The 18,549-nt window shown below is 53.4% G+C and carries 17 protein-coding genes and 3 riboswitches; of the genes, 4 read left to right on the forward strand and 13 right to left on the reverse strand.

The window, feature by feature from the left end:
- The first annotated feature begins 92 nt into the window (after positions 1–92).
- Together ACZ481_RS21345 and ACZ481_RS21350 are read left to right on the forward strand one after the other, a co-directional pair.
- Positions 93–365 carry a hypothetical protein gene (locus ACZ481_RS21345; RefSeq protein WP_464767349.1) on the forward strand — a complete coding sequence of 91 codons (273 nt, stop codon included), beginning with the start codon at positions 93–95 and terminating at the stop codon, positions 363–365.
- Between the two features lie 153 nt (positions 366–518).
- Positions 519–1,076, forward strand: coding sequence for a UbiX family flavin prenyltransferase (locus ACZ481_RS21350; protein WP_464767350.1), 558 nt, complete (start codon positions 519–521; stop codon positions 1,074–1,076).
- A 58-nt stretch (positions 1,077–1,134) separates the two neighbouring features.
- Here ACZ481_RS21350 and ACZ481_RS21355 read toward each other — a convergent pair whose 3' ends face one another.
- On the reverse strand, positions 1,135–1,542 hold the full coding sequence (locus ACZ481_RS21355; protein WP_464767351.1) for a VOC family protein: 408 nt from the start codon (positions 1,540–1,542) through the stop codon (positions 1,135–1,137).
- Between the two features lie 4 nt (positions 1,543–1,546).
- Entirely contained in the window at positions 1,547–2,314 is a 768-nt protein-coding gene (locus ACZ481_RS21360; RefSeq protein ID WP_464767352.1) for a histidinol phosphate phosphatase, read from the reverse strand.
- A gap of 167 nt (positions 2,315–2,481) precedes the next feature.
- Between ACZ481_RS21360 and glgA the strand changes: the two genes are divergently transcribed.
- Positions 2,482–4,035, forward strand: a complete 1,554-nt coding sequence (gene glgA, locus ACZ481_RS21365; RefSeq protein ID WP_464767353.1) for a glycogen synthase GlgA — start codon at positions 2,482–2,484, stop codon at positions 4,033–4,035.
- Positions 4,025–6,577 carry a glycogen/starch/alpha-glucan phosphorylase gene (locus ACZ481_RS21370; RefSeq protein WP_464767354.1) on the forward strand — a complete coding sequence of 851 codons (2,553 nt, stop codon included), beginning with the start codon at positions 4,025–4,027 and terminating at the stop codon, positions 6,575–6,577. Before glgA ends, ACZ481_RS21370 begins: the two co-directional genes overlap by 11 nt.
- Positions 6,578–6,629: 52 nt before the next feature.
- Here the strand turns inward: ACZ481_RS21370 and ACZ481_RS21375 are convergent, their stop codons facing one another.
- The 11 genes from ACZ481_RS21375 to ACZ481_RS21425 all read right to left on the reverse strand — a co-directional run bounded on the left by ACZ481_RS21375 (position 6,630) and on the right by ACZ481_RS21425 (position 18,483).
- Positions 6,630–6,863 carry a hypothetical protein gene (locus ACZ481_RS21375; RefSeq protein ID WP_464767355.1) on the reverse strand — a complete coding sequence of 78 codons (234 nt, stop codon included), beginning with the start codon at positions 6,861–6,863 and terminating at the stop codon, positions 6,630–6,632.
- Between the two features lie 131 nt (positions 6,864–6,994).
- Positions 6,995–7,237, reverse strand: a complete 243-nt coding sequence (locus tag ACZ481_RS21380) for a hypothetical protein (RefSeq protein WP_464767356.1) — start codon at positions 7,235–7,237, stop codon at positions 6,995–6,997.
- A gap of 213 nt (positions 7,238–7,450) precedes the next feature.
- Positions 7,451–8,797 carry a hypothetical protein gene (locus ACZ481_RS21385; protein ID WP_464767357.1) on the reverse strand — a complete coding sequence of 449 codons (1,347 nt, stop codon included), beginning with the start codon at positions 8,795–8,797 and terminating at the stop codon, positions 7,451–7,453.
- 142 nt (positions 8,798–8,939) lie between these two features.
- Positions 8,940–11,525 carry a TonB-dependent receptor gene (locus tag ACZ481_RS21390; RefSeq protein ID WP_464770674.1) on the reverse strand — a complete coding sequence of 862 codons (2,586 nt, stop codon included), beginning with the start codon at positions 11,523–11,525 and terminating at the stop codon, positions 8,940–8,942.
- Positions 11,526–11,696: 171 nt separating this feature from the next.
- Positions 11,697–11,877: riboswitch (cobalamin riboswitch) on the reverse strand.
- A gap of 147 nt (positions 11,878–12,024) precedes the next feature.
- Positions 12,025–12,213: riboswitch (cobalamin riboswitch) on the reverse strand.
- Positions 12,214–12,264: 51 nt separating this feature from the next.
- Complete coding sequence (locus ACZ481_RS21395; RefSeq protein ID WP_464767358.1) at positions 12,265–13,107, reverse strand: hypothetical protein; 843 nt, start codon at positions 13,105–13,107, stop codon at positions 12,265–12,267.
- Positions 13,108–13,122: 15 nt separating this feature from the next.
- Positions 13,123–13,524 (reverse strand): hypothetical protein, encoded by a 402-nt coding sequence (locus ACZ481_RS21400; protein WP_464767359.1) that lies wholly within the window; start codon positions 13,522–13,524, stop codon positions 13,123–13,125.
- Positions 13,525–13,546: 22 nt separating this feature from the next.
- Positions 13,547–14,587, reverse strand: a complete 1,041-nt coding sequence (locus ACZ481_RS21405) for a type II secretion system protein GspD (RefSeq protein ID WP_464767360.1) — start codon at positions 14,585–14,587, stop codon at positions 13,547–13,549.
- A 284-nt stretch (positions 14,588–14,871) separates the two neighbouring features.
- Positions 14,872–15,053: riboswitch (cobalamin riboswitch) on the reverse strand.
- 256 nt (positions 15,054–15,309) lie between these two features.
- A complete protein-coding gene (locus tag ACZ481_RS21410; protein WP_464767361.1) occupies positions 15,310–16,158 on the reverse strand; it encodes a methyl-accepting chemotaxis protein in 849 nt (282 codons plus the stop codon).
- Positions 16,159–16,262: 104 nt separating this feature from the next.
- Positions 16,263–17,201 carry a tRNA glutamyl-Q(34) synthetase GluQRS gene (gluQRS, locus tag ACZ481_RS21415; RefSeq protein WP_464767362.1) on the reverse strand — a complete coding sequence of 313 codons (939 nt, stop codon included), beginning with the start codon at positions 17,199–17,201 and terminating at the stop codon, positions 16,263–16,265.
- Entirely contained in the window at positions 17,198–18,130 is a 933-nt protein-coding gene (locus tag ACZ481_RS21420) for a DMT family transporter (RefSeq protein WP_464767363.1), read from the reverse strand. Before ACZ481_RS21420 ends, gluQRS begins: the two co-directional genes overlap by 4 nt.
- A complete protein-coding gene (locus tag ACZ481_RS21425) occupies positions 18,127–18,483 on the reverse strand; it encodes a cupin domain-containing protein (RefSeq protein WP_464767364.1) in 357 nt (118 codons plus the stop codon). The genes ACZ481_RS21420 and ACZ481_RS21425 overlap by 4 nt, the downstream gene beginning before the upstream one ends.
- Positions 18,484–18,549 lie beyond the last annotated feature (66 nt).

An 18,549-nucleotide genomic window follows, 5' to 3' on the forward strand; every position in this document is an offset into this window, starting at 1 on the left:
AGGAATTGCATATTATATAGGTATAAAGCTCTTATTAACGTAAACCCTATAACATAATTACTGCACTAAATTAATACAAAGAGGTGTCGTTTATGCAAGAAATGAAACCCGGCTCCAACCCGGCCCCGTCGCTCCCGCAGAGAACCCCTGGCTTTACATTCTTCACTGCCATCCACAGCCTGTTTATGGGCAAAGCGGAATCCAAGGCCGAAGAAGCCCAGCAGCTGCTGAATCCGCAAATTGAAGAAGCCAATATTGCCGACAGCCTGGACACAGGCAAACTGACCAAGCTGATCAACTATATCAGAGGCGGCGCCCCCTCAGTAGTGTTATTGTCTTCCACTGCCTACGGCCTGCTTGTGTAATTGCTGCGGCCGGAATTGTTCAGGGCTGCAAAAAAAGTAAGACACAATATTCATAAACAGCAATCGGCCTGCCTTTTTCCTGTTGTGTCCGGCTGATATCTGGTATAATCAATTCAGTATCGCCAGTCTGGAATATGAATTGCGGAGGCCAGTATGAAACCGATTGTTGGAATTACCAATGCCACAGGCATGATCTATGCCGTGCGCCTTGTCGAGACTTTTTATTCCCTGGGGGCCGAAACCTGTCTGATCATGAGCCGTGAGGCCGGCGCGGCCCTGGAGCGGGAAACCGATTGCTCATTGACCCGGCTGCAAGGCTTAGTCCGGTATTTTTGTTATGATGATGCCGCTTCCCCGCCCGTCGGGGAGCACGACGCAGATGCCATGATCCTAGTTCCCTGCAGCCTGGCGGCGATTACGCCCCTGGCGCAGGACTTACCGCAGAACGCCCTGCAAAAAACTGCCGCCGGCCTATTAAAATTAAAGAAAAAATTAATTATGGTCACCAGCGAGCCGGTACTGGCGCCGGAGCATTTAAAAATTTTGCTGGCGATGGCGTATAAAGGCGCTACCATTATGCCCTATATGCCCAGCTTCTATCATAAGCCGACCTCGATTGACGATATCGTCACCCATCACACCGGCCGGGTCCTGGACCTGCTGGCGGTTGAACATAACCTGTTAAAACGCTGGGGCGAAGAAATTTTATAACCGAAGCAAAAAAGGGACTGTTGCGGAAACAGTCCCTTTGCGTTTGCTGGACGCCGTATTATTTTTTGAATGAATCGTAAACTACCTTATACTCGGGTGTTGGTGGGATAGATGTATAAATATACAGATGAACCCCGTTCGGGTCATTAACAACAAAGCTGCGTTCGCCCCACGGTTTGTCGACAAGATCCTCGCAAGGCTCCACGCCGGCCGCCTTCAGCCGGCGGTATTCCGCATCCACATCATCCACTTCCAGGGAAATGATAATGCCCGAACCGTGAAAAAACTCCCCCGCATCCCGCTGTGGCTTGGTAAAGCTGATACCGGCCGCCAGACCGGGAGCAATCAGTTCAAGATACCAGTCGCTTTCATAGACCAGTTGAAAATTAAAATGTTTTATATAAAACTCTTTGGATTCAGTCAGTTTATCGGTGCTAATCGTCGTATCAAACCGTGTTATTCTCATAACACTACCTCCCCCACTCCGGTTTACGTTGTTTAAAATAGACTACCTTCAGCCTGCAGGCCTCGGCCAGCGCCTGGCCCACATCCAGCCGGCAGCCGATGTTTTCCGGTATATGCGCATCAGACCCCAGGGTAACCATCCGCCCGCCCAGCTCATAAAACCGCTGATAGATGGGAAGCAGTCTGGCTACCGCTTCCGGACTGGTCAACCGGCGGGTATTGATCTCCAGCGCTTTTTCGTTCTGCACGGCAACCTTTAGGATTTCATCAATCCAGTCGCCAAACTCATGGTAATAAATCTCCGGATCCTCAAACCGCGCATACCGGGCAATATAGTCAATATGACCCAGACTGTCGATACAATCGTACCCCTTCAGACAATCCAGCATTGTCTCGAAATAGCGGCTGTAGGCCTCCATTTTGGTGCGGTTTTGATAGAAAACCTCCTGGTAGATTTCAATATTATCCACAAAATGAATCGAGCCAATCACATAATCAAACGGATAACCGTCAATTATAGCCCGGTTGTCGGCCAGACATTCCGTCCGCATGCCAACCTCGATCCCCAGCAGCAGCTTATCATTCCGGTATTTTGTATAATCCTGCCAATATTGTTCAACATCCAAAGCAACATCAGGCTCCGGCTGGGCCAGATCAACATGCTCGGTAATAGTGATCCCCAGTTTTAATGCGGCGGCACGGCTGATCGCCGTTTCTATCGCCATCTCGGAGTCATCAGAATAGCGGGTGTGAACATGTGTGTCAAATAACAAGCGAATGCCTCCTAATCAGCTAAAGAACTCCTCTATGTATCTATATACCATTTTAATATAAAAATACCCAAACTTCAAACATTGGTTCAGGAATTATTCCCTGCCTAACCGGCTATACTGTATTCTTAGAGCCAGAAAATGCCCCCTGAAAGGAACTGATTAAACGCATGCTCAAAGTACTGTTTATCGCCGGCGAAGCGGCTCCGTTCATTAAAACCGGGGGCCTGGGCACAGTAATTGCTTCCCTGCCGCAGGAACTCAGGCAGCAGGGTGTCGATGCCAGGGTCATCCTTCCTAAATACGGCGGGATTCCGGATAAATACAAACATAATATGTCCGTCAAAGCGTCCTTTTCCGTTCCGCTCTCCTGGCGTTTACAGCCTTGCCGGCTCGAAGAGCTTGCACTGGACGGGCTCCCCTGCTATTTTATCGATAATGAATACTACTTTAATCGCTCCGGCATTTACGGCCATTATGACGATGCCGAACGGTATGCCTTCTTTAGCCGGGCCGTGCTGGAGGCCCTGCCGCAGCTGGGATTTCAGCCCCATATCCTGCACTGCCATGACTGGCAGTGCGGCCTGGTCAGCGTATTCTTAACCGCCCATTACCGGAACCAGCCCTTTTACAATAAGCTTAAGACGCTTTTTACTGTTCATAACCTGAAATATCAGGGCATCTTTCCCAAAGACATCATGGTTAACCTGCTTGATTTAAGCTGGGATTACTTTACCGTCCAGGGTATTGAATTTTACGATCACGTTAATTTTATGAAGGGCGGACTTATTTTTTCCGATGCAATCAACACCGTCAGCCCCACCTATGCCCGTGAAATCCAGCACCCCTATTACGGGGAAAAGCTGGAGGGCGTGCTTGCTGCCAGGTCGGCACACTTAACAGGAATTATCAACGGCATTGATTATACAGACTATAATCCGGCAACCGACCCCGGTATTTTTATCAATTATGACTGGCAGACCCGAGAGCGCAAAACCAGGAATAAACTGGAGCTGCAGAAGCTGCTGGGACTGACCGCAGATGCCGCCCGGCCGCTGTTAGCCATGAACTGCCGCCTGGTGGAAGCGAAAGGTCTGGACCTGGTGCTGCGGGTGCTCACGGAAATCCTGGACAGTGGCGCCCAGATGGTTATTATCGGCCAGGGCAGTGAACACTATCATCAGCTGCTCTGGCGGGCCGCCTGGCTGCACAACGACCGGCTGGCCGCCATTATTCCCTTCAGTGAGGATATGAGCCGGAAGCTGTATGCCGCCGCCGATTTATTTTTAATGCCGTCCCGCTATGAACCCTGCGGCATTGGCCAGCTCATCGCCATGCGCTACGGCTGCCTGCCTGTAGTCCGGGAGACAGGCGGTCTCAATGATACCGTCCTGGCCTATAACGAGCAGACCGGCGAAGGCAACGGCTTCAGCTTTACCAATTATAACGCTCATGATTTTTTACACACGGTCCGGCGGGCCATCGGTTGTTATCACGATAAAAAAATCTGGCATCTGCTGTCCGGCCGGGCCATGCGGACCGATAGCAGCTGGCGTGTACCGGCAGGCCAATACCGGCAGCTATACACCAAGCTGTATGCCGAAGAGCACCTCTATAAATCGCCAATGGCCGCACCGGCTGTCAGACCCGGCCTGGCCCCGCCCCCTATCGCCCCTGCCAGCGACAACCTATTCCCGGTAAAGGAGGTTCCTTATGCACACTGACACCAATCTGTACAATTGCGAGCCGCTGACAGCCCCGGCCACTAAACCGGAGGCAATCTCGGTCACTGCATTCAGAGACAGCTTTGTCGAAAAATTTGCCGCTATGCACGGCAAGCCGCTCGATACAGGGGCTGACTGGGAAAAGTTTGTTACCCTGGCCGCCCTTGTCCGGGAAATCATCAGCAATAATCTGATCGCAACCCGGCAGGAGCGGGCCCGGGCGGAACCGAAACAGGTCTATTACCTGTCAATCGAATTTCTCCTCGGCCGGCTGCTGGCAACCAACCTTGTCAACCTCGGCCTCCGGGAAACCTGTGCGGAAGCGCTTTCCCAGCTTGGCATTCGGCTTGACAGCCTCTTGCCAAAAGAAGAGGACGCCGGCCTGGGCAACGGCGGCTTAGGCCGGCTGGCCGCCTGCTATCTGGATTCGATGGCCGCACTGGGTCTCGCCGGCCATGGCTGCGGCCTGCGGTACCGCTACGGCCTGTTTGAACAGAAAATTATTAACGGGTATCAGCATGAATATCCCGACAACTGGCTCAAAGACCGCAGCTATGTCTGGGAATACCGCCGGCCGGACGAAAAAGTGACAGTCAGGTATGGCGGTGCCGTCAGGGCGCAAACCAATGGCAAAACCTGTTTTATCCAGGAAAACTGCGAACAGGTCATGGCCGTTCCCTATGATGTGCCGGTTGTTGGTTTTCAAAATAAGATTGTCAATACCTTACGGCTCTGGAGTGCTGAAATCGACATTTCCCACTACACCTGCTGCCGGCAGAGCGCCGACTGCAACAGTGTGATCGACTACAAGCACGGGGTCGAGGCCCTCACCGACCTGCTTTACCCTGATGATACCCATTATGAAGGCCGGCTGCTGCGGCTTAAGCAGCAGTACTTCCTGGTCTCGGCCAGCCTGCAGAGCATTGTCCGCAGCTTCCGGCTGAACCACGACTCGCTCCGGCTGCTGCCGGCTAAAGTAGCCATCCATATCAACGATACCCATCCGGCGCTGGCGGTGCCGGAGCTGATGCGCATCCTCCTTGATGACTGCGGCCTGGGCTGGGATGAGGCCTGGCAGCTTACGGTAGCCACCATTTCCTACACCAACCACACCATCCTGCCTGAGGCCCTGGAAAAATGGCCTGTCACCATGGTTGCCCAGCTGCTGCCGCGGATTCACATGCTGATTCAGGAAATCAACGAGCGCACCGGGCGCGAGCTTTGGCACACCTACCCCGGGGATTGGGACCGCATCCGCGCCATGTCCATCGTGGCCGACGGTCAGGTCCATATGGCCCATTTGGCCATTGCCGGCAGCCATTCCGTCAACGGCGTGGCCAGAATTCATACCGAGATCCTCAAGCAAGCCGTCATGCGCAACTTTTATACCTGTACGCCGGACAAGTTTACCAATGTTACCAACGGCATTACCCATCGCCGCTGGCTTTTGACGGCCAATCCCCGGCTGGCGGCTTTGATTACTGATGTGATTGGACCTGACTGGATAAAAAACCCGGCAAAATTAACGGAACTGGCTTCTGCGGCCGGCGACTCCGGCTTCCTGGCGGCCCTGGCCGCTGTCAAGCTTGACAACAAGCGGCAGCTGGCCCGGTATATCAAAGCCAAAAATAACCTTACGGTTGATATTCACTCTATTTTTGACTCCCATATTAAGCGCCTGCATGCCTATAAGCGCCAATTCCTCAATGTCATGCACATTATGGACCTCTACAACCGCCTGCGGGCCGACCCGGCGCTGACGATCGCCCCCCGCACCTTTATCTTCGGCGGCAAAGCGGCGCCCGGTTACTATAAAGCCAAAAAGACCATTAAACTGATTAATACCCTGGCCGACAAGATAAATAACGATCCGGCCATCAGGGACCAACTGAAGGTTGTATTTCTGGAAAACTATAACGTCTCGCTGGCCGAACTGATTATCCCGGCCTCAGACGTCAGCGAACAGATCTCGACTGCCAGCCGCGAGGCTTCCGGCACAGGCAATATGAAATTTATGATGAACGGCGCGGTGACCATCGGCACCCTGGACGGCGCCAATATTGAAATCAGTGAGGCCGCCGGCGCCGACAACATCTTTGTGTTCGGCCTCTCAGCCGGTGAAGTCCTGAACTTTTACCAGCATGGCGGCTATAACCCCCGGGAACTGTATAACAGCGATCCCAGGCTGCAAAGGATAACAGACCAGCTGGTCAACGGCTTTTTCCCGGCCGGGCCGGACGAATTCCGCCTCCATTACGACGACCTGCTGCACCAAGGTGACGAATACTTTCTGCTCCAAGACTTTGCCGGCTATGTCGACACCCAGAACCGGCTGGCCGCAACCTACGGCGATCAACGGCGCTGGCAGCAGATGTGTCTGATGAATATCGCCTATTCCGGCTGGTTTTCCAGTGACCGCACCTTTGCCGAATACGCCACCGACATCTGGCAGCTGACAGAGCCGGTTCCCTTCTGGAGCCAGGACCGGCCCGGCATTTATGACCAGCTGCGGCTGCCAGCCCGGCAGAATGTATTGAGCTGATTTCGTTTTGTAAATGTAGAAAAAGCCGCGAAATTCGCGGCTTTTTCCATGGCTATGCCTGTTCTGCTTCGTCGTCGATCTCGATGGTATCCTCGAACGTATCGAGAATATTTTGATGATGGTCCTCAACGGCATCATTAATCAGCCGCAGCACAGCGTTGGTCTGCTCTTCCGGCAAACCCATGGCAATGATAATATCCATCAAACGATCGCCAAGAAGTTCAACATCATCAGTAAACAGTACCGGGATCTCATCTGTCAACTCCAGCTTTTCCTCATCACACATAATATTACACTCCTCGTCACTGTTATTATCTTTCTCAAACGAAAAGCCCTGCCAGTTGTCCCGGTCAACGCTAATGCTTGATCACTATTATTGTAACACATCTGCCGATAAATAATAGTCAAATCTGAAGATCACGAAAGCTCGCCCTTGATCCGGGCCAGCTCGGCCTGGCTTTCCAAATAATACCAGCGCACCGAATTGCCAAACCGGCACTGAATGGCATGCAGCTTGCCGGCCTGGGCCAGCTGCCGCATTTTGTCCAGCGAAAACCCGTTCGCCGAAAAATAGTTTGCCGAAATAAAGCCTCTGCGTTTCAACCATTTCCGATGCTGCTCAGCTTCTCTGGATTCCAGGGTAACCTGCCAAATCGCCATAGTTATCACAGGCCTTTCTTTGTAATTGCTTTTATTATAGATCAGCCTGTAAACATAAGTGTTAGGGACAGGTAAAATTATTGTTAACAAATTATCAAAACAAAACCCTGTCCCCCTGTTTCCAGAGAACAAGGGGCCTGGACACACGCGCTGTCCAGCCCCCCTGTTCTCTTACTTTTCTGTTAGTCTGGCTATGGCCGCCAGCAGGCAGAATTAATCAAAGCTAAGAATTCTTTGGCCGTTGACAATTTTCAGGCCTGTTTTCTTTTCAGCAGCCTTGCGGGCTTGCTGGGCCAGAACGGAATGGGCGGCGAAGGATTTAGCAACACCGGCCGCTTGGAGCGTTGCACCGGCCCGCGAGGTCAGATCCGGGGCCAGAATGATGGCCGAGTTCAGGTTGCCGCCGCTATAACCGAGCTGGGTCGGGGTGAAGGTTCTGGTAGCCGTGTCAGACGTGCTGGCAGGCAGGCCGGGATAGATGTCGATCTGGTTGCCCTTAACGAACCAGAAACGGGTGCTGTCGCCATAGATGCCCCAGAGGTAGCCGGGGGAATTAATGGTGCTGACATTGGTCCAGGTCGAGGGGGAAGTGAGGTTGGCAACGGTAGTGCGGTAGACATTGCCGAGCATGTTGGCAAACGATGCATTGTAGTTGCCCAGGAATACATAGGCGGTGTTGGCGTCAACGATGGTAATGTCGCGGAAGTCGCCGATCATGCCGCCGGTTTTGGTAACGGTGGTCTTGGTGAAGGTAGCCAGGTCGATGATATCCAGACGGGTGTCGGGATTGGCGAAGCCGGCATTCTGCATGCCGCCTACGGCGCAGACATAGAGTTTGTTGTTATAGTGATCCAGGGTGAAGGCATTTTTGCCGACAGTTATATAGTTTACATAATTCAGATTACCATTTGGTAAAATCGAGAATTTTGCTACAATGCTGTCGGAGTAGACCTCATAGCCGCCGTCGGGATTGATGGTAAACAAGGCATATAGGTTATTGCCAACAACTGCCAGGCCCTCTCCATGAACCGAAGCGCCAGCCGGTACGGGAATGCTCGGCCAAGCCGTCGGGAACTGATAGCTATTTATTTCCGCATATCCATCAGTCATATCTACAACAGCAATTCTTCCCAGATCATAGCCGGTGGCATACAAATAATTACCTCTAGTAGCCACTGCATGCAGATTAGCCACATTACTCCAGCTTGGCGATACAAGCGGGTTCCAGCTGGCGGCAAAGGGATCAATGATTCGGTTCGGCGGTGCTACAGGCGTATAATTGTACTGGCGCAGCACCAGCCGGCTTTCATTGCCCTGGAAGAAGTTAAAGAGCGCCGGATCACCGTTTAGACCGGTAACCTTGGTGCTGGAGGTAAAGGTGGTCGGGTTGCCGGTCCGCTCGCCGCTGATGGCGCCGGCCAGGCCTTGGGAGTAACCGGAATTGACAACCGTATAGCCGAATAAATTCTCCGGCGCGGCCTGGACGGCCGCGCTGCCGATAATGGACAGCGTCATCGCCGTTAAGAGTACCCGTTTCAGAAAACCTGCTTTCAGTTTCATGCGTTTAATCCCTCTTTTCCATTTTTGTTTTAGTCTGCTGGGTTAGAACTACTGCCGGCTTACTGCCGCTCATCACCTCCACTCTGCCAGGACTGGCTTTGTTTGTCATCAGGGCATCACCTCCTTAACCGAATTCCGGTCTTTAATATTTGTACTGCAAGGTTACATAATAAGTGCGCCCCTGGGTCGGATGATCCGGATTTAACGGGTGGGTAATTGTTGACGGCCATGTATTCGGGTTGCCATCGTAGTCCAGACCTGATTTCACATATGTCAGATCCGGGCCTTTGTCAAACAGGTCATTGACCCCTACCGTTACTAGGAGGTCCTGGTCAAATTTATGCTTTACCCCCAAGCCGACGGTAGTCAGCGAGGTTTGTTTTTTCTCCCAACCCTCACCGACAAACATTTGGTCCACATATTTAAATTCCGTAAAAATGCCTGTCTTTTGATCAGGCCGGTAGGTGAGGCGCAGCGAGCCCTCCCATTCGGGGGTATAGGTCATCGGCATATCATAATAAGTGTCCCCGGTCCCTGTCGGATTATTGTACTTGCGTTGCGCATTAACATGCGTATACGTTGCGGCCAGGTTCATATCCCACTTGTCCCAACTGAGATTGGTCTGCAGTTCAGTCCCATTTACCCAGCCTCTGGCAGCATTGCTATAAGACCAATAATCAAAACCGAAGCGGTACAGTTGCAGCATGTTCTCTGATTTCCGCCCAAAATAGGTCAATTGGATATCGGCATCGGCTCCCAGAATACGATCATCCCAGATGGCGCTCACATCCCACTGGGTACCTTCTTCCGGCAAAGGGAAAGCAGATACTAAGCCTTTCTCGTAATCCTTGCTGCCTATCGGTCTGGGAATAATACCGGCGCCGTCACCGGCTATTTCATAGAGGTTTAGCAAACGGTAATATGTCCCCACTGTGGAACGTAAGGTTAGGTTATCATGGACTTTCTTCTTCAAAGCCGCTTGCCAGGTTACTTTGCTGTCTTTTTGTTCATCTGTATGGTTGAAATATAGGTGGTTGGGATCTTTCTCTATCAATCGCGTACTGCGGCCTAACACGGTCGAGGAATTGTAACGCACACTGGGGGTAAACCAGAAATCCTCTGCTTTATTTAAGGTAATGGTATCCTGCAATTGAATATTGAACAGTGTCTGTTCAAAATAGTTGCGGAAACGCAGGCGGGCGTCAGTAAGTGCAACATTCCCGCTATCGTTATCAGTAATCAATCGCGAACCATCAATATCCATTTTTTCCTTCGACCAATTGACCAGGAATTCCAGCAGATGGCGGTCACTAACCTTATAGCTGCCGTCAATGGCTCCGCCAGCCCGGCGGGAATCGTAACTGCTCCAAATAGCGAGCGGCTGTTTGAAATAGGGGTAAGAGGCATTATCGTGTATTATGGGATCATAACTTTCGTTGCGGTAATCCTTATTCTGATCCAGATAGTTAACCGCCCAGCCCCATTCCAGCTTACCGGCAGTGTCCCTGCGCCCCAGGAGTAATTCCTTGGCCGTAAGCTCCTGCCTTTTCGCCCCCATGTAACCAAAATTATCTAAGTCCAGGTAGCTATTCGGATTACCGTAGCCATAGTTGCCTGTCCACAAGCCCCAGGGCAGGTGGCGGTCAACCTTTTTCCAGGTGCCTTTGGCTGTCCAGTGGTCGTCCTGCCATTTGATAATGGCATCGGTATTTTTGTAGTCGTTATTGCGGCGCCAGCGATTTTCATCAAAAATACCTTTCTGCTTATAAAAATCATTTTTAATCTTTTCCTCTCTACCCAGATAGGTTTTTTCTTTCATTTCTTCCCACATAGCTGTTGCATCCGGAGCCGTCATGCCCCAGTCATTCACAAACAGATTAATAGCCTTGGCGTTAAACTCTTCTGTAACAAAAGCCGCCTTTAATTCATCCATAGACGAGAAGCCGGTGTCTATAATTCCATAGCTTTGCAAATTGTTATTAATCCAGGTAAGGCTTTCCGCCATTTTTTTATCAAAATTTTCCTTCTCAATTGCATAAGCATCCTTAACGCCAAAGTTCTTATACCTGAAGTCGCCGTCACTCTGGTCCCTGTTGATCCCCACCATCAGGCTGCCGGTGCCGAGCGGGGCATCAATCTGCAGGCTGCCGGTATAGCCGCCCCAGGACCGTTGCCCCACAGAGGCGGATACATTGGCCGCGGTGGGCCGTTTGGTGACGACATTGATGACCCCGCCCATGTAGGTGCCGCCGAACCGGGCCGGGATATAGCCGCGGTAGACCTCGATCCGTTCCACGTTTTTGACCGGGATGGTAGAAATGTCGGCGGCCGCATCGCCGCCCAGGTTAAACAAGACCCCGTCAACAAACACGCCCACCTGGGCCGCCGTGCTGCCCCGGACACTGACGGTAGTATACTGGCCCTTGCCGTTAACCTCCCGCACATGGACGCCGGGAACATCCTTTAGCAGGTCAGGCAGCGTCTTCTGCTCGCCTTTGTAGTCATCAGGCCGGATGATGGTCACCGTTCCCGGTGACAGCTTGGCCTCCCAGTCGGGGCGTTTGGCCTCAACCGTAATCGCCTCCAGGGCGTATTCCTGAGCGGAGCCGGCAGCGGCGTTCACAGTGTCCTCAGTTGCCTGTGACGACTCGCCGCCGGCTGCGGCCGCCTGGGCAAGGCCGCTGTAGTCCGGGGTCAGGCTGAAGGCCAGGGTACAGGCGATCCCCATCGCCAGGGCTTGTTTGGACAATTTACGTTGTTTCACTGCAAATCTCTCCTCATATGTCTTACTCTTTTCCAAAAAAATTGCTGAGAATGGTAGCCCGATTTAGCTGCTGCTTGCTTCTTACCCTCCCTTCGTACCGTTTGCCTGATCTTCCCCTGTCGCTCGCAGGGTTGGCGAAGACCGTCCTTACAGGCAGTTCTCCTGACTCCAGTTCATCATCAGCCCGGCCTTCCCGGAATATTTCCTCCAGTGGCGTCTGCGGGCTGACTCCGTGTTACAGTGGCGGGACCGCGCCGGCTTCAACCGGACTTCTCTATTAAACCCTCTGCAGGGCACCTGTACGCAGTGAAATACGGCCAAATAAAAAATGGATTTCTCATATAGTCATCCAGGGGCGCTGACTATATGGGAAATCCATTTACCCTCGTTTTAGCAGCAACTTACTGCTATAAACCAGGAACAGACGGCCGCACATAATCCCCTACCCATCGCTCGCAGGTCACCGGTGATCGTTGTATAGGCAGTTCTCCTGACTTCTGGTTCATGGCGCCTCCAAACCTTCCCACGACAGTTGTCCGCATCGCAGTGGCATATCCTGGATTTGCTCCCCATTACAGTGGCGGGACCGTGCCGGTTTTGCACCGGACTTCCCTATTAAGCCCCGTAGGGCACCTATACCTGGCAACTATAAAATTGTCTGACTCAGGCTGCCAGCATTGGCAGCTTACTGCTTCTAGACCGGTTAATACGGATTGCTCAGATAATTACTGGCTCTGACCCGCCGGTCCTGGAAATACTGGATCAGCTCGCCGGGTTTTGTCAGCCAGTTGAGCTGGCGGTACTCCCACACCCAGGGTACGGTAACCTTAACCTCAGTATAACTGTCAAACGCGCCCCAGCGGGCAAAGACCCGGCCCTGGCCAATATCCTGACGGCGCTCCCACAACTGGGTCAGCGGCACCAGCCGGTAACCGCCATGGGCCCCGTCCGGCAGTACTTTGCTTATCGGCCCGGCCGGCTTGTCACTGGCCGGGATCTCATAGATACCGGCCGCCGGTCCCCCCCGTCGGCTCCGGCCGGCAGCAGTAATCTCATGGCTGCCGGGCCGGATATTCAGTACCGGGTGCCGGCCTTCCAGGCGCACCTTCGCGCCCGGCCACGGCCGCCATTTCTTATTGCTGTAGGTCAGCAGCATATCAAGCCGCCCGGTCTGATCAGGCGTTTTGGCCACCGCCAGCAGCACCCCTGTCAGATCATGCTCATGCTCGGCCCGGCCCGTATGGCGCGGATAATACTGGTAATAGCCGATAAAGTAATGGCTGTCGCTTTCCACCACCGAATAATACATAACTCGCTCCAGGGGATAAAACAGCAGATTATACCAGTTATTATTGAGCCGCCAGTCGCGGTCATAATTAACCAGTGTAAATATATTCTGCTGCGCAGTGAGGCCATTACCGGTATCGGCCTGGCAGATAACCGGCGACCACCGGCTGGCAATGTCCGCTGCCGGCACTGCCGAAACCGGCAAGGGAAACCATACGCAATAATATAAAAACAGGATAACTGCTAGACTTTTTTTCATCGTATTGTCACAACGTTACTTCTTGTTATATACCGTAACTTCATCAATTTGATAGACCTCCATATTCCAGGTGCCGCCGCGGGGAGGCGACTGGACAAAAACGCCCTGCCCCACAAACGAGACAAGATTGCCTGTTGCCAAAGCAGTTTCCAGCAGACTTTGCAGCCTTTGCTCGGCCGACCGGATCACAATGCTTTTGCCGGGGGTATCACGGAGATCAATCACCGCATAGAAGCTATTGGCAGGGGCGTAACAGTTTATCAGGGCGACATGACCATACAAATGAACGGCCGGCGGCATTAAGACAACGCCGATAACAGGCTGCGGCCCAGGGGCGGCAAAACCGGTTTGAACAAACGGTATAGAGAAAAATAATACCAACAGGAACAACCGGCTCGCCCGTACTAGGTACCTCATGATCTTGATCCTCCCACTATATTTAATCAATTATCTTTGGCGTCAGCATAATGACCAGTTCCGTCTCCGTCACCTGTTTGGAGGAGGAGTGAAACAGCCCTCCCACCAGCGGCAGCTGCCCTAATATTGGCACTTTGAAGGTATCGCTGGTCTCCTGGCGCTGAATCAGGCCGCCCAGCACAATGGTTACACCACTCTTAACCCTCAGGGTCGCATCGGCCTGGCGGGTGCGGATATTGGGATTGCCATTCTTCGTGGTATCGGTTTTATTGCTCACTTCCGGCTGAATGCGGGTAGTAATAAAGCCGTCTTTGTTGACAGTGGGCGTTACCTCCAGCTTAATGCCGACATCCACATAGATTACGGAGATAATGGGGATGCTGCTTGTCGTCGGCTGCTGGCTTTCAACCGCCAGCTTGTCCCCAATCAGGATCTTGGCCGTTACCCCGTCTAAGGTCGCAATCCGCGGACTGGCCAACAGCCGGCCTTTTTTATTCTCAAGCAGGTGATTGACAACCCCCTGGAGATTTACCCCGTATTTCCCGGTGCCGATCCTAAATTGCAGGTCCTCATAGACAATAGGGGCGGCAGGCAGCTTAAATGATGCCCCCCAGTCGACACCAAGATTGGACAAATCATCACGGTTAATCTCAATGACCTGCACCTCGAACATCACCTGCTGGGGCGGTGTATCGATCTGGGACAGCAGATAGTTAACCTGATCATACACATCCGGGCTGCTCATGATCACCATCGTGTTGCGTACCGGATCGGTTTTAATCTGTTCCTCAGGCACAAGGGCGCTGATGAGGGGTCTGGCCTGGTCCACCTTCAGATAGTTCAACTGCACCACCAGGGGCCGGCCGTAGGCATCAGGCGGGCTGGCAGGCTCAGCCGCATACTCGCTGTCGCTGCCTGCTGCCGGCGGCAAATCCGCCGGGTTATCCGGGGCAGTCTCCAGGCCGGCCGGCAAAGCCAGCGCCGGCCAGGACAACAGCAACAGCAGCAAGGCCAGTACCAGGGAAAAGGCACAACACCGGCGGTAACGGGCCACGATATTCACCGACTTTCCTTGATGTATACTTTATTGGCAGGCCACCCCGCTGCTCAGGTGCAGCATCCGGCATTCGCCGGCCGGGCAGGCCTTGTCGTCGATTGTAAACAGGATGAAACAGCTTGTACGACCTGCAGAAGCACGGGCCCATTCGCAAACAGGCAAATAAAAAGAAGCCGCCTGTGATGTGTGAACTACCCATCAGTCAGGGGCTTCCTGTTTCATACAGGCATAACGCCGGCACAAAAATGCAGAAGAATGCAGCAAATCCCCTCCCCATCTGTCGCAGGTCAACGGTGATTGTTGTACAGGCAGTTCTCCTGGCTTTAGGATCATTGCGCCTCCAAACCTTCCCAAGACGGTTGTCTCAGTGGCATACCTTGGATTTGCTCCCCATTACAGTGGCGGGACCGCGCCGGCCTTGAACCGGCTTCTCTATTATGTCCTGACGGACACCTGTACCAAATTGTATTTATTTATTTTTTATCAATTATTTTGTTATTATTTTATTTCTTTTCTAGATTTTACCACAAATAGTTATTTTTGTCGAAAGTTTTTATCTTTCAAAATTCGACATTTTCCTTGCTCCATTTATTAAATATTAAATTATTTTGCTTACTTCCCGTAACTTCCACAGCAACCATTCTTAATTAAAAACAGCCAGAGCTTATAAAGCCCATGGCTGTCCTTTTTTATAAACAAGAATTACCGCTAAGAAACCCGTATTCGGTTCACTCCGTTATCTGATAGATCTTCCTTGACGCTTCCGCCAGATTGCCGGCCAGTTCGGCCAGGGACTGGCTCGACTTGGCCATTTCATGAACAGCCTCGGTCTGTCCGTTTACATGCTGGTCAATATTGTCGATCTTGCGGGTAAGTTCGGCAATCGCCTGCTGAATGGCGCCTAAGGATGCTGATATCTGGGTAACAGACTCGGCACTGGACACTGCCAGTTTCCGGACCTCAGCCGCCACTACGGCAAAGCCCCGGCCCATTTCGCCTACCCGGGCGGCCTCAATGGCTGCATTCAGCCCCAGCAGGTTTGTCTGGCTGGCCACGTTTTTGATAAAGGTGACAATTTCATTAGTCTGGTTGGCCGTCGCCAGCAGTGTTTTCCCTAATTGGTCAAGCTCACTGCTGGTAGTGGCTAACCCGGAGGAACGGCTGGCCAGTTCCTGCAGCCCTGCTGTCAGTTCCTCGGAAGCGGCCGCCAGTTCGCTGGTGGCGCTGTTGATGCTTTCTATAACGGTGATACTCTGCGTGGTAGTGACGCAACCGACAATGTTGTCCCCTTCCCGGAACGGCAGGGCGCAGGCAATATAGGCAATACCAAAGGGCGATTTATCCTTGGGAACCACCCTGACAACCTGTTGGCCCGCATCAAGGGCCTGTTTACTGGCACCTGACACTACAGGCTCACCGACCCTGATTTTAAGGTCCAGATCGCCGGCCGGCAGATACAGCACATATTTACCGTCACGGATCACGGTAAAACCAATATCAGCCGCAACGATATCATTCATGTAGGGAGCCAAATCGCAAAACATATCCAGAATCTGGTATCCGGTAAGCTGCCTCATAGTTAACATCCTCCCAGACCGGCGCCGGCGCCAGCCTATTCAATATGGAGATTAGATATTCGCCTTTTCGCTAAAAAAACCTTTTTTTCGACAAAATCAACAGATTATTTTCTGATATCCCGGCTCTCCACTACCACCGGCTCGGTCCGCAGTTTACTCACACTAAAACCGTTGATCAGCTCTGCCGCCCTCACAGGCTCAGGCCTGTCCAGCAGGCCGGCTTTATAAGCCAGATAGCCGATAATCGCTTCCGCCCTTACCCCCTGGGCCCGTAAAGCGGCAATGGCCAGATCCTGCTGACGCTTGGACAGCCGGTGACCGTCGGGGGCAAGCAGGAGCGGCACATGGGTAAATGCCGGCGCCGGCCGGCCCAGCAGCCGGTACAGCAACAGCTGCCGGGGCGTGGAATGCAGCAGATCATAGCCCCGTAAGACATGGGTAATGCCCATGGCGGCATCATCCACAACCACAGCCAGCTGGTAAGCGTGAACACCGTCCGCACGGCGGATGACAAAATCGCCAGCCTCCCGGCTGATGTCCTGGCTGACGGTCCCGGCCAGCAAATCGGTAAAGGTGGTTGTTCCCGGCGGCACAGCCAAACGCAGGGACGGCTGCCGGTCCCCCCTGCCGGCAGCCGCCGGCTGGCGCCCGCGGCAGGTACCGGGATAAATCCGTTCCTTATCACCGGCATGCGGGGCCGAGGCGGCCAGTTCAGCCCGGGTACAGGTACAGGGGTATACGAGGCCGGCGGCCGTCAGCTGCTCCAGGGCCGCCTGATACAGGTGACGGCGGGCCTGCTGGCTGTACGGGGCACAGGGCCCGCCGACATCAGGCCCCTCATCCCAGTCCAGGCCCAGCCATTTCATATCAGCCAGCAGCCGCTCGGCATACGCCGGCCGCGACCGCCCCGGATCAAGGTCTTCCATTCTCAGGACCATCCGGCCCCCGCCGGCGCGGACCTGCAGCCAGGCCAGCAGTGCTGTCCAGGCATTGCCCAAATGAATTTCACCGGTCGGGCTGGGAGCAAACCGCCCCCGCATCATTCGCATACCCCCAGCGGGCCGGCCTTTGCTTTCGGTCCGGCAGGCGCCAGTGTGGTCAGGCACACACCGCTTACCACCAGCACCATACCGGCCAGATGCATAAAGGTCATGGTCTCGCCGTATATGGCCCAGGCGATCAGGATGGCATTAACCGGCATGAGGTTGATATAGGCGCTGGCCTTGCTGGCGCCGATGCGGGCAATGCCGATATTAAAGATGATGAAGGCCGCTACGGTGGCAAACACAGCCAGATACAACAGCTCAGCCATTACCTGGCCGGACAGGCGGGGCAGGGTGTGCCAGGCTCCTTCACTAAGAGAAATCAGCGCTAACAAGCCGGCGCCAATCAGGGTTGAAACCGTCGTCGCCAGGGCAGGCTTAACCTTTTTCATTACCACCTTGCCCAGGGAGGTATAGGTGGTCCAGCTGGCTACCGCTCCCAATAACAGCAATTCACCGTAATTCATGGCTAAGCTGGTCAGGGAAGCCAGGCTGCCCTGCGTGATGACCGTCAGCACCCCGGCCAGGGAGGCAGCGATCCCCAGGCCCAGGCGCCAGCTCCATTTTTCCCCCAGGAACATAACGGCAACAAGGGCCGTTGTTACCGGATTTATGACAATTACCAGCGCTCCGGTAATAGCGGAAGTATACTGCAAACCGACAGCAAAAAAATAATTATAGGCCAGGACCCCGCTCAGCCCCAGTCCGGTCAGGCCCAGCCAGTTTTCTCTAATTACTTTGACATCCCATTCGCGGCGGATGGCCAGCCAGCCGCCCAGCAGCAGCCCGGCTAAAAGAAAGCGGACAGCCGAGGCGGTCAGCGGCGGCAGCTCGGACAGGACATGCTTGGTGCTGCCAAAGGCACCGCCCCAGAATAAGGGCACCATCAGCATAATGAAATAGATTGACGCTCCTGTTGTTCGCTTCATGCTTGGCGGTAATCCTCCCTGACAGGCACAAAAACCTCAATCGCTTCCACGTCCTGCTGTATTGTGGCACCATGCTCGACCCCGCCGGGGATTGCCCAGCTGTCGCCCGCCGTCAGCGGGTAATGCTGACCGCCGATGGTCATAATCATCGCCCCGGTGATTAAATATCCCACCTGTTCCTGAGGATGGCTATGCCGCGGCAATTCAGCCCCGGCGGTCAGCGCAAATTTAACCACCATGGCCTGATCGCCGACAGCCAGCGTTTTGCGCCGGATGCCCTCAAGGACAGTAACAAAGCGTTTGTCTTTATCTCTAATAACCAGATAAACCCCTCCCGCGGCATTGTAACCCAACTATATTATACCATTCGCGGCCGCTGAAATTATTCCTGTTGTTTAAAGCCCACAATCCCGGCAATT

The organism is Sporomusa intestinalis (genome assembly GCF_055383785.1).

Excerpts from the sequence above, each read along its gene's own strand:
- ACZ481_RS21345 (WP_464767349.1), top strand. The coding sequence starts at position 93 with ATGCAAGAAATGAAACCCGGCTCCAACCCGGCCCCGTCGCTCCCGCAG.
- ACZ481_RS21350 (WP_464767350.1), top strand. The coding sequence starts at position 519 with ATGAAACCGATTGTTGGAATTACCAATGCCACAGGCATGATCTATGCC.
- ACZ481_RS21355 (WP_464767351.1), bottom strand. The coding sequence starts at position 1,542 with ATGAGAATAACACGGTTTGATACGACGATTAGCACCGATAAACTGACT.
- glgA (WP_464767353.1), top strand. The coding sequence starts at position 2,482 with ATGCTCAAAGTACTGTTTATCGCCGGCGAAGCGGCTCCGTTCATTAAA.
- ACZ481_RS21370 (WP_464767354.1), top strand. The coding sequence starts at position 4,025 with ATGCACACTGACACCAATCTGTACAATTGCGAGCCGCTGACAGCCCCG.
- ACZ481_RS21375 (WP_464767355.1), bottom strand. The coding sequence starts at position 6,863 with ATGTGTGATGAGGAAAAGCTGGAGTTGACAGATGAGATCCCGGTACTG.
- ACZ481_RS21380 (WP_464767356.1), bottom strand. The coding sequence starts at position 7,237 with ATGGCGATTTGGCAGGTTACCCTGGAATCCAGAGAAGCTGAGCAGCAT.
- ACZ481_RS21385 (WP_464767357.1), bottom strand. The coding sequence starts at position 8,797 with ATGAAACTGAAAGCAGGTTTTCTGAAACGGGTACTCTTAACGGCGATG.
- ACZ481_RS21390 (WP_464770674.1), bottom strand. The coding sequence starts at position 11,525 with ATGGGGATCGCCTGTACCCTGGCCTTCAGCCTGACCCCGGACTACAGC.
- ACZ481_RS21395 (WP_464767358.1), bottom strand. The coding sequence starts at position 13,107 with ATGAAAAAAAGTCTAGCAGTTATCCTGTTTTTATATTATTGCGTATGG.
- ACZ481_RS21400 (WP_464767359.1), bottom strand. The coding sequence starts at position 13,524 with ATGAGGTACCTAGTACGGGCGAGCCGGTTGTTCCTGTTGGTATTATTT.
- ACZ481_RS21410 (WP_464767361.1), bottom strand. The coding sequence starts at position 16,158 with ATGAGGCAGCTTACCGGATACCAGATTCTGGATATGTTTTGCGATTTG.
- gluQRS (WP_464767362.1), bottom strand. The coding sequence starts at position 17,201 with ATGATGCGGGGGCGGTTTGCTCCCAGCCCGACCGGTGAAATTCATTTG.
- ACZ481_RS21420 (WP_464767363.1), bottom strand. The coding sequence starts at position 18,130 with ATGAAGCGAACAACAGGAGCGTCAATCTATTTCATTATGCTGATGGTG.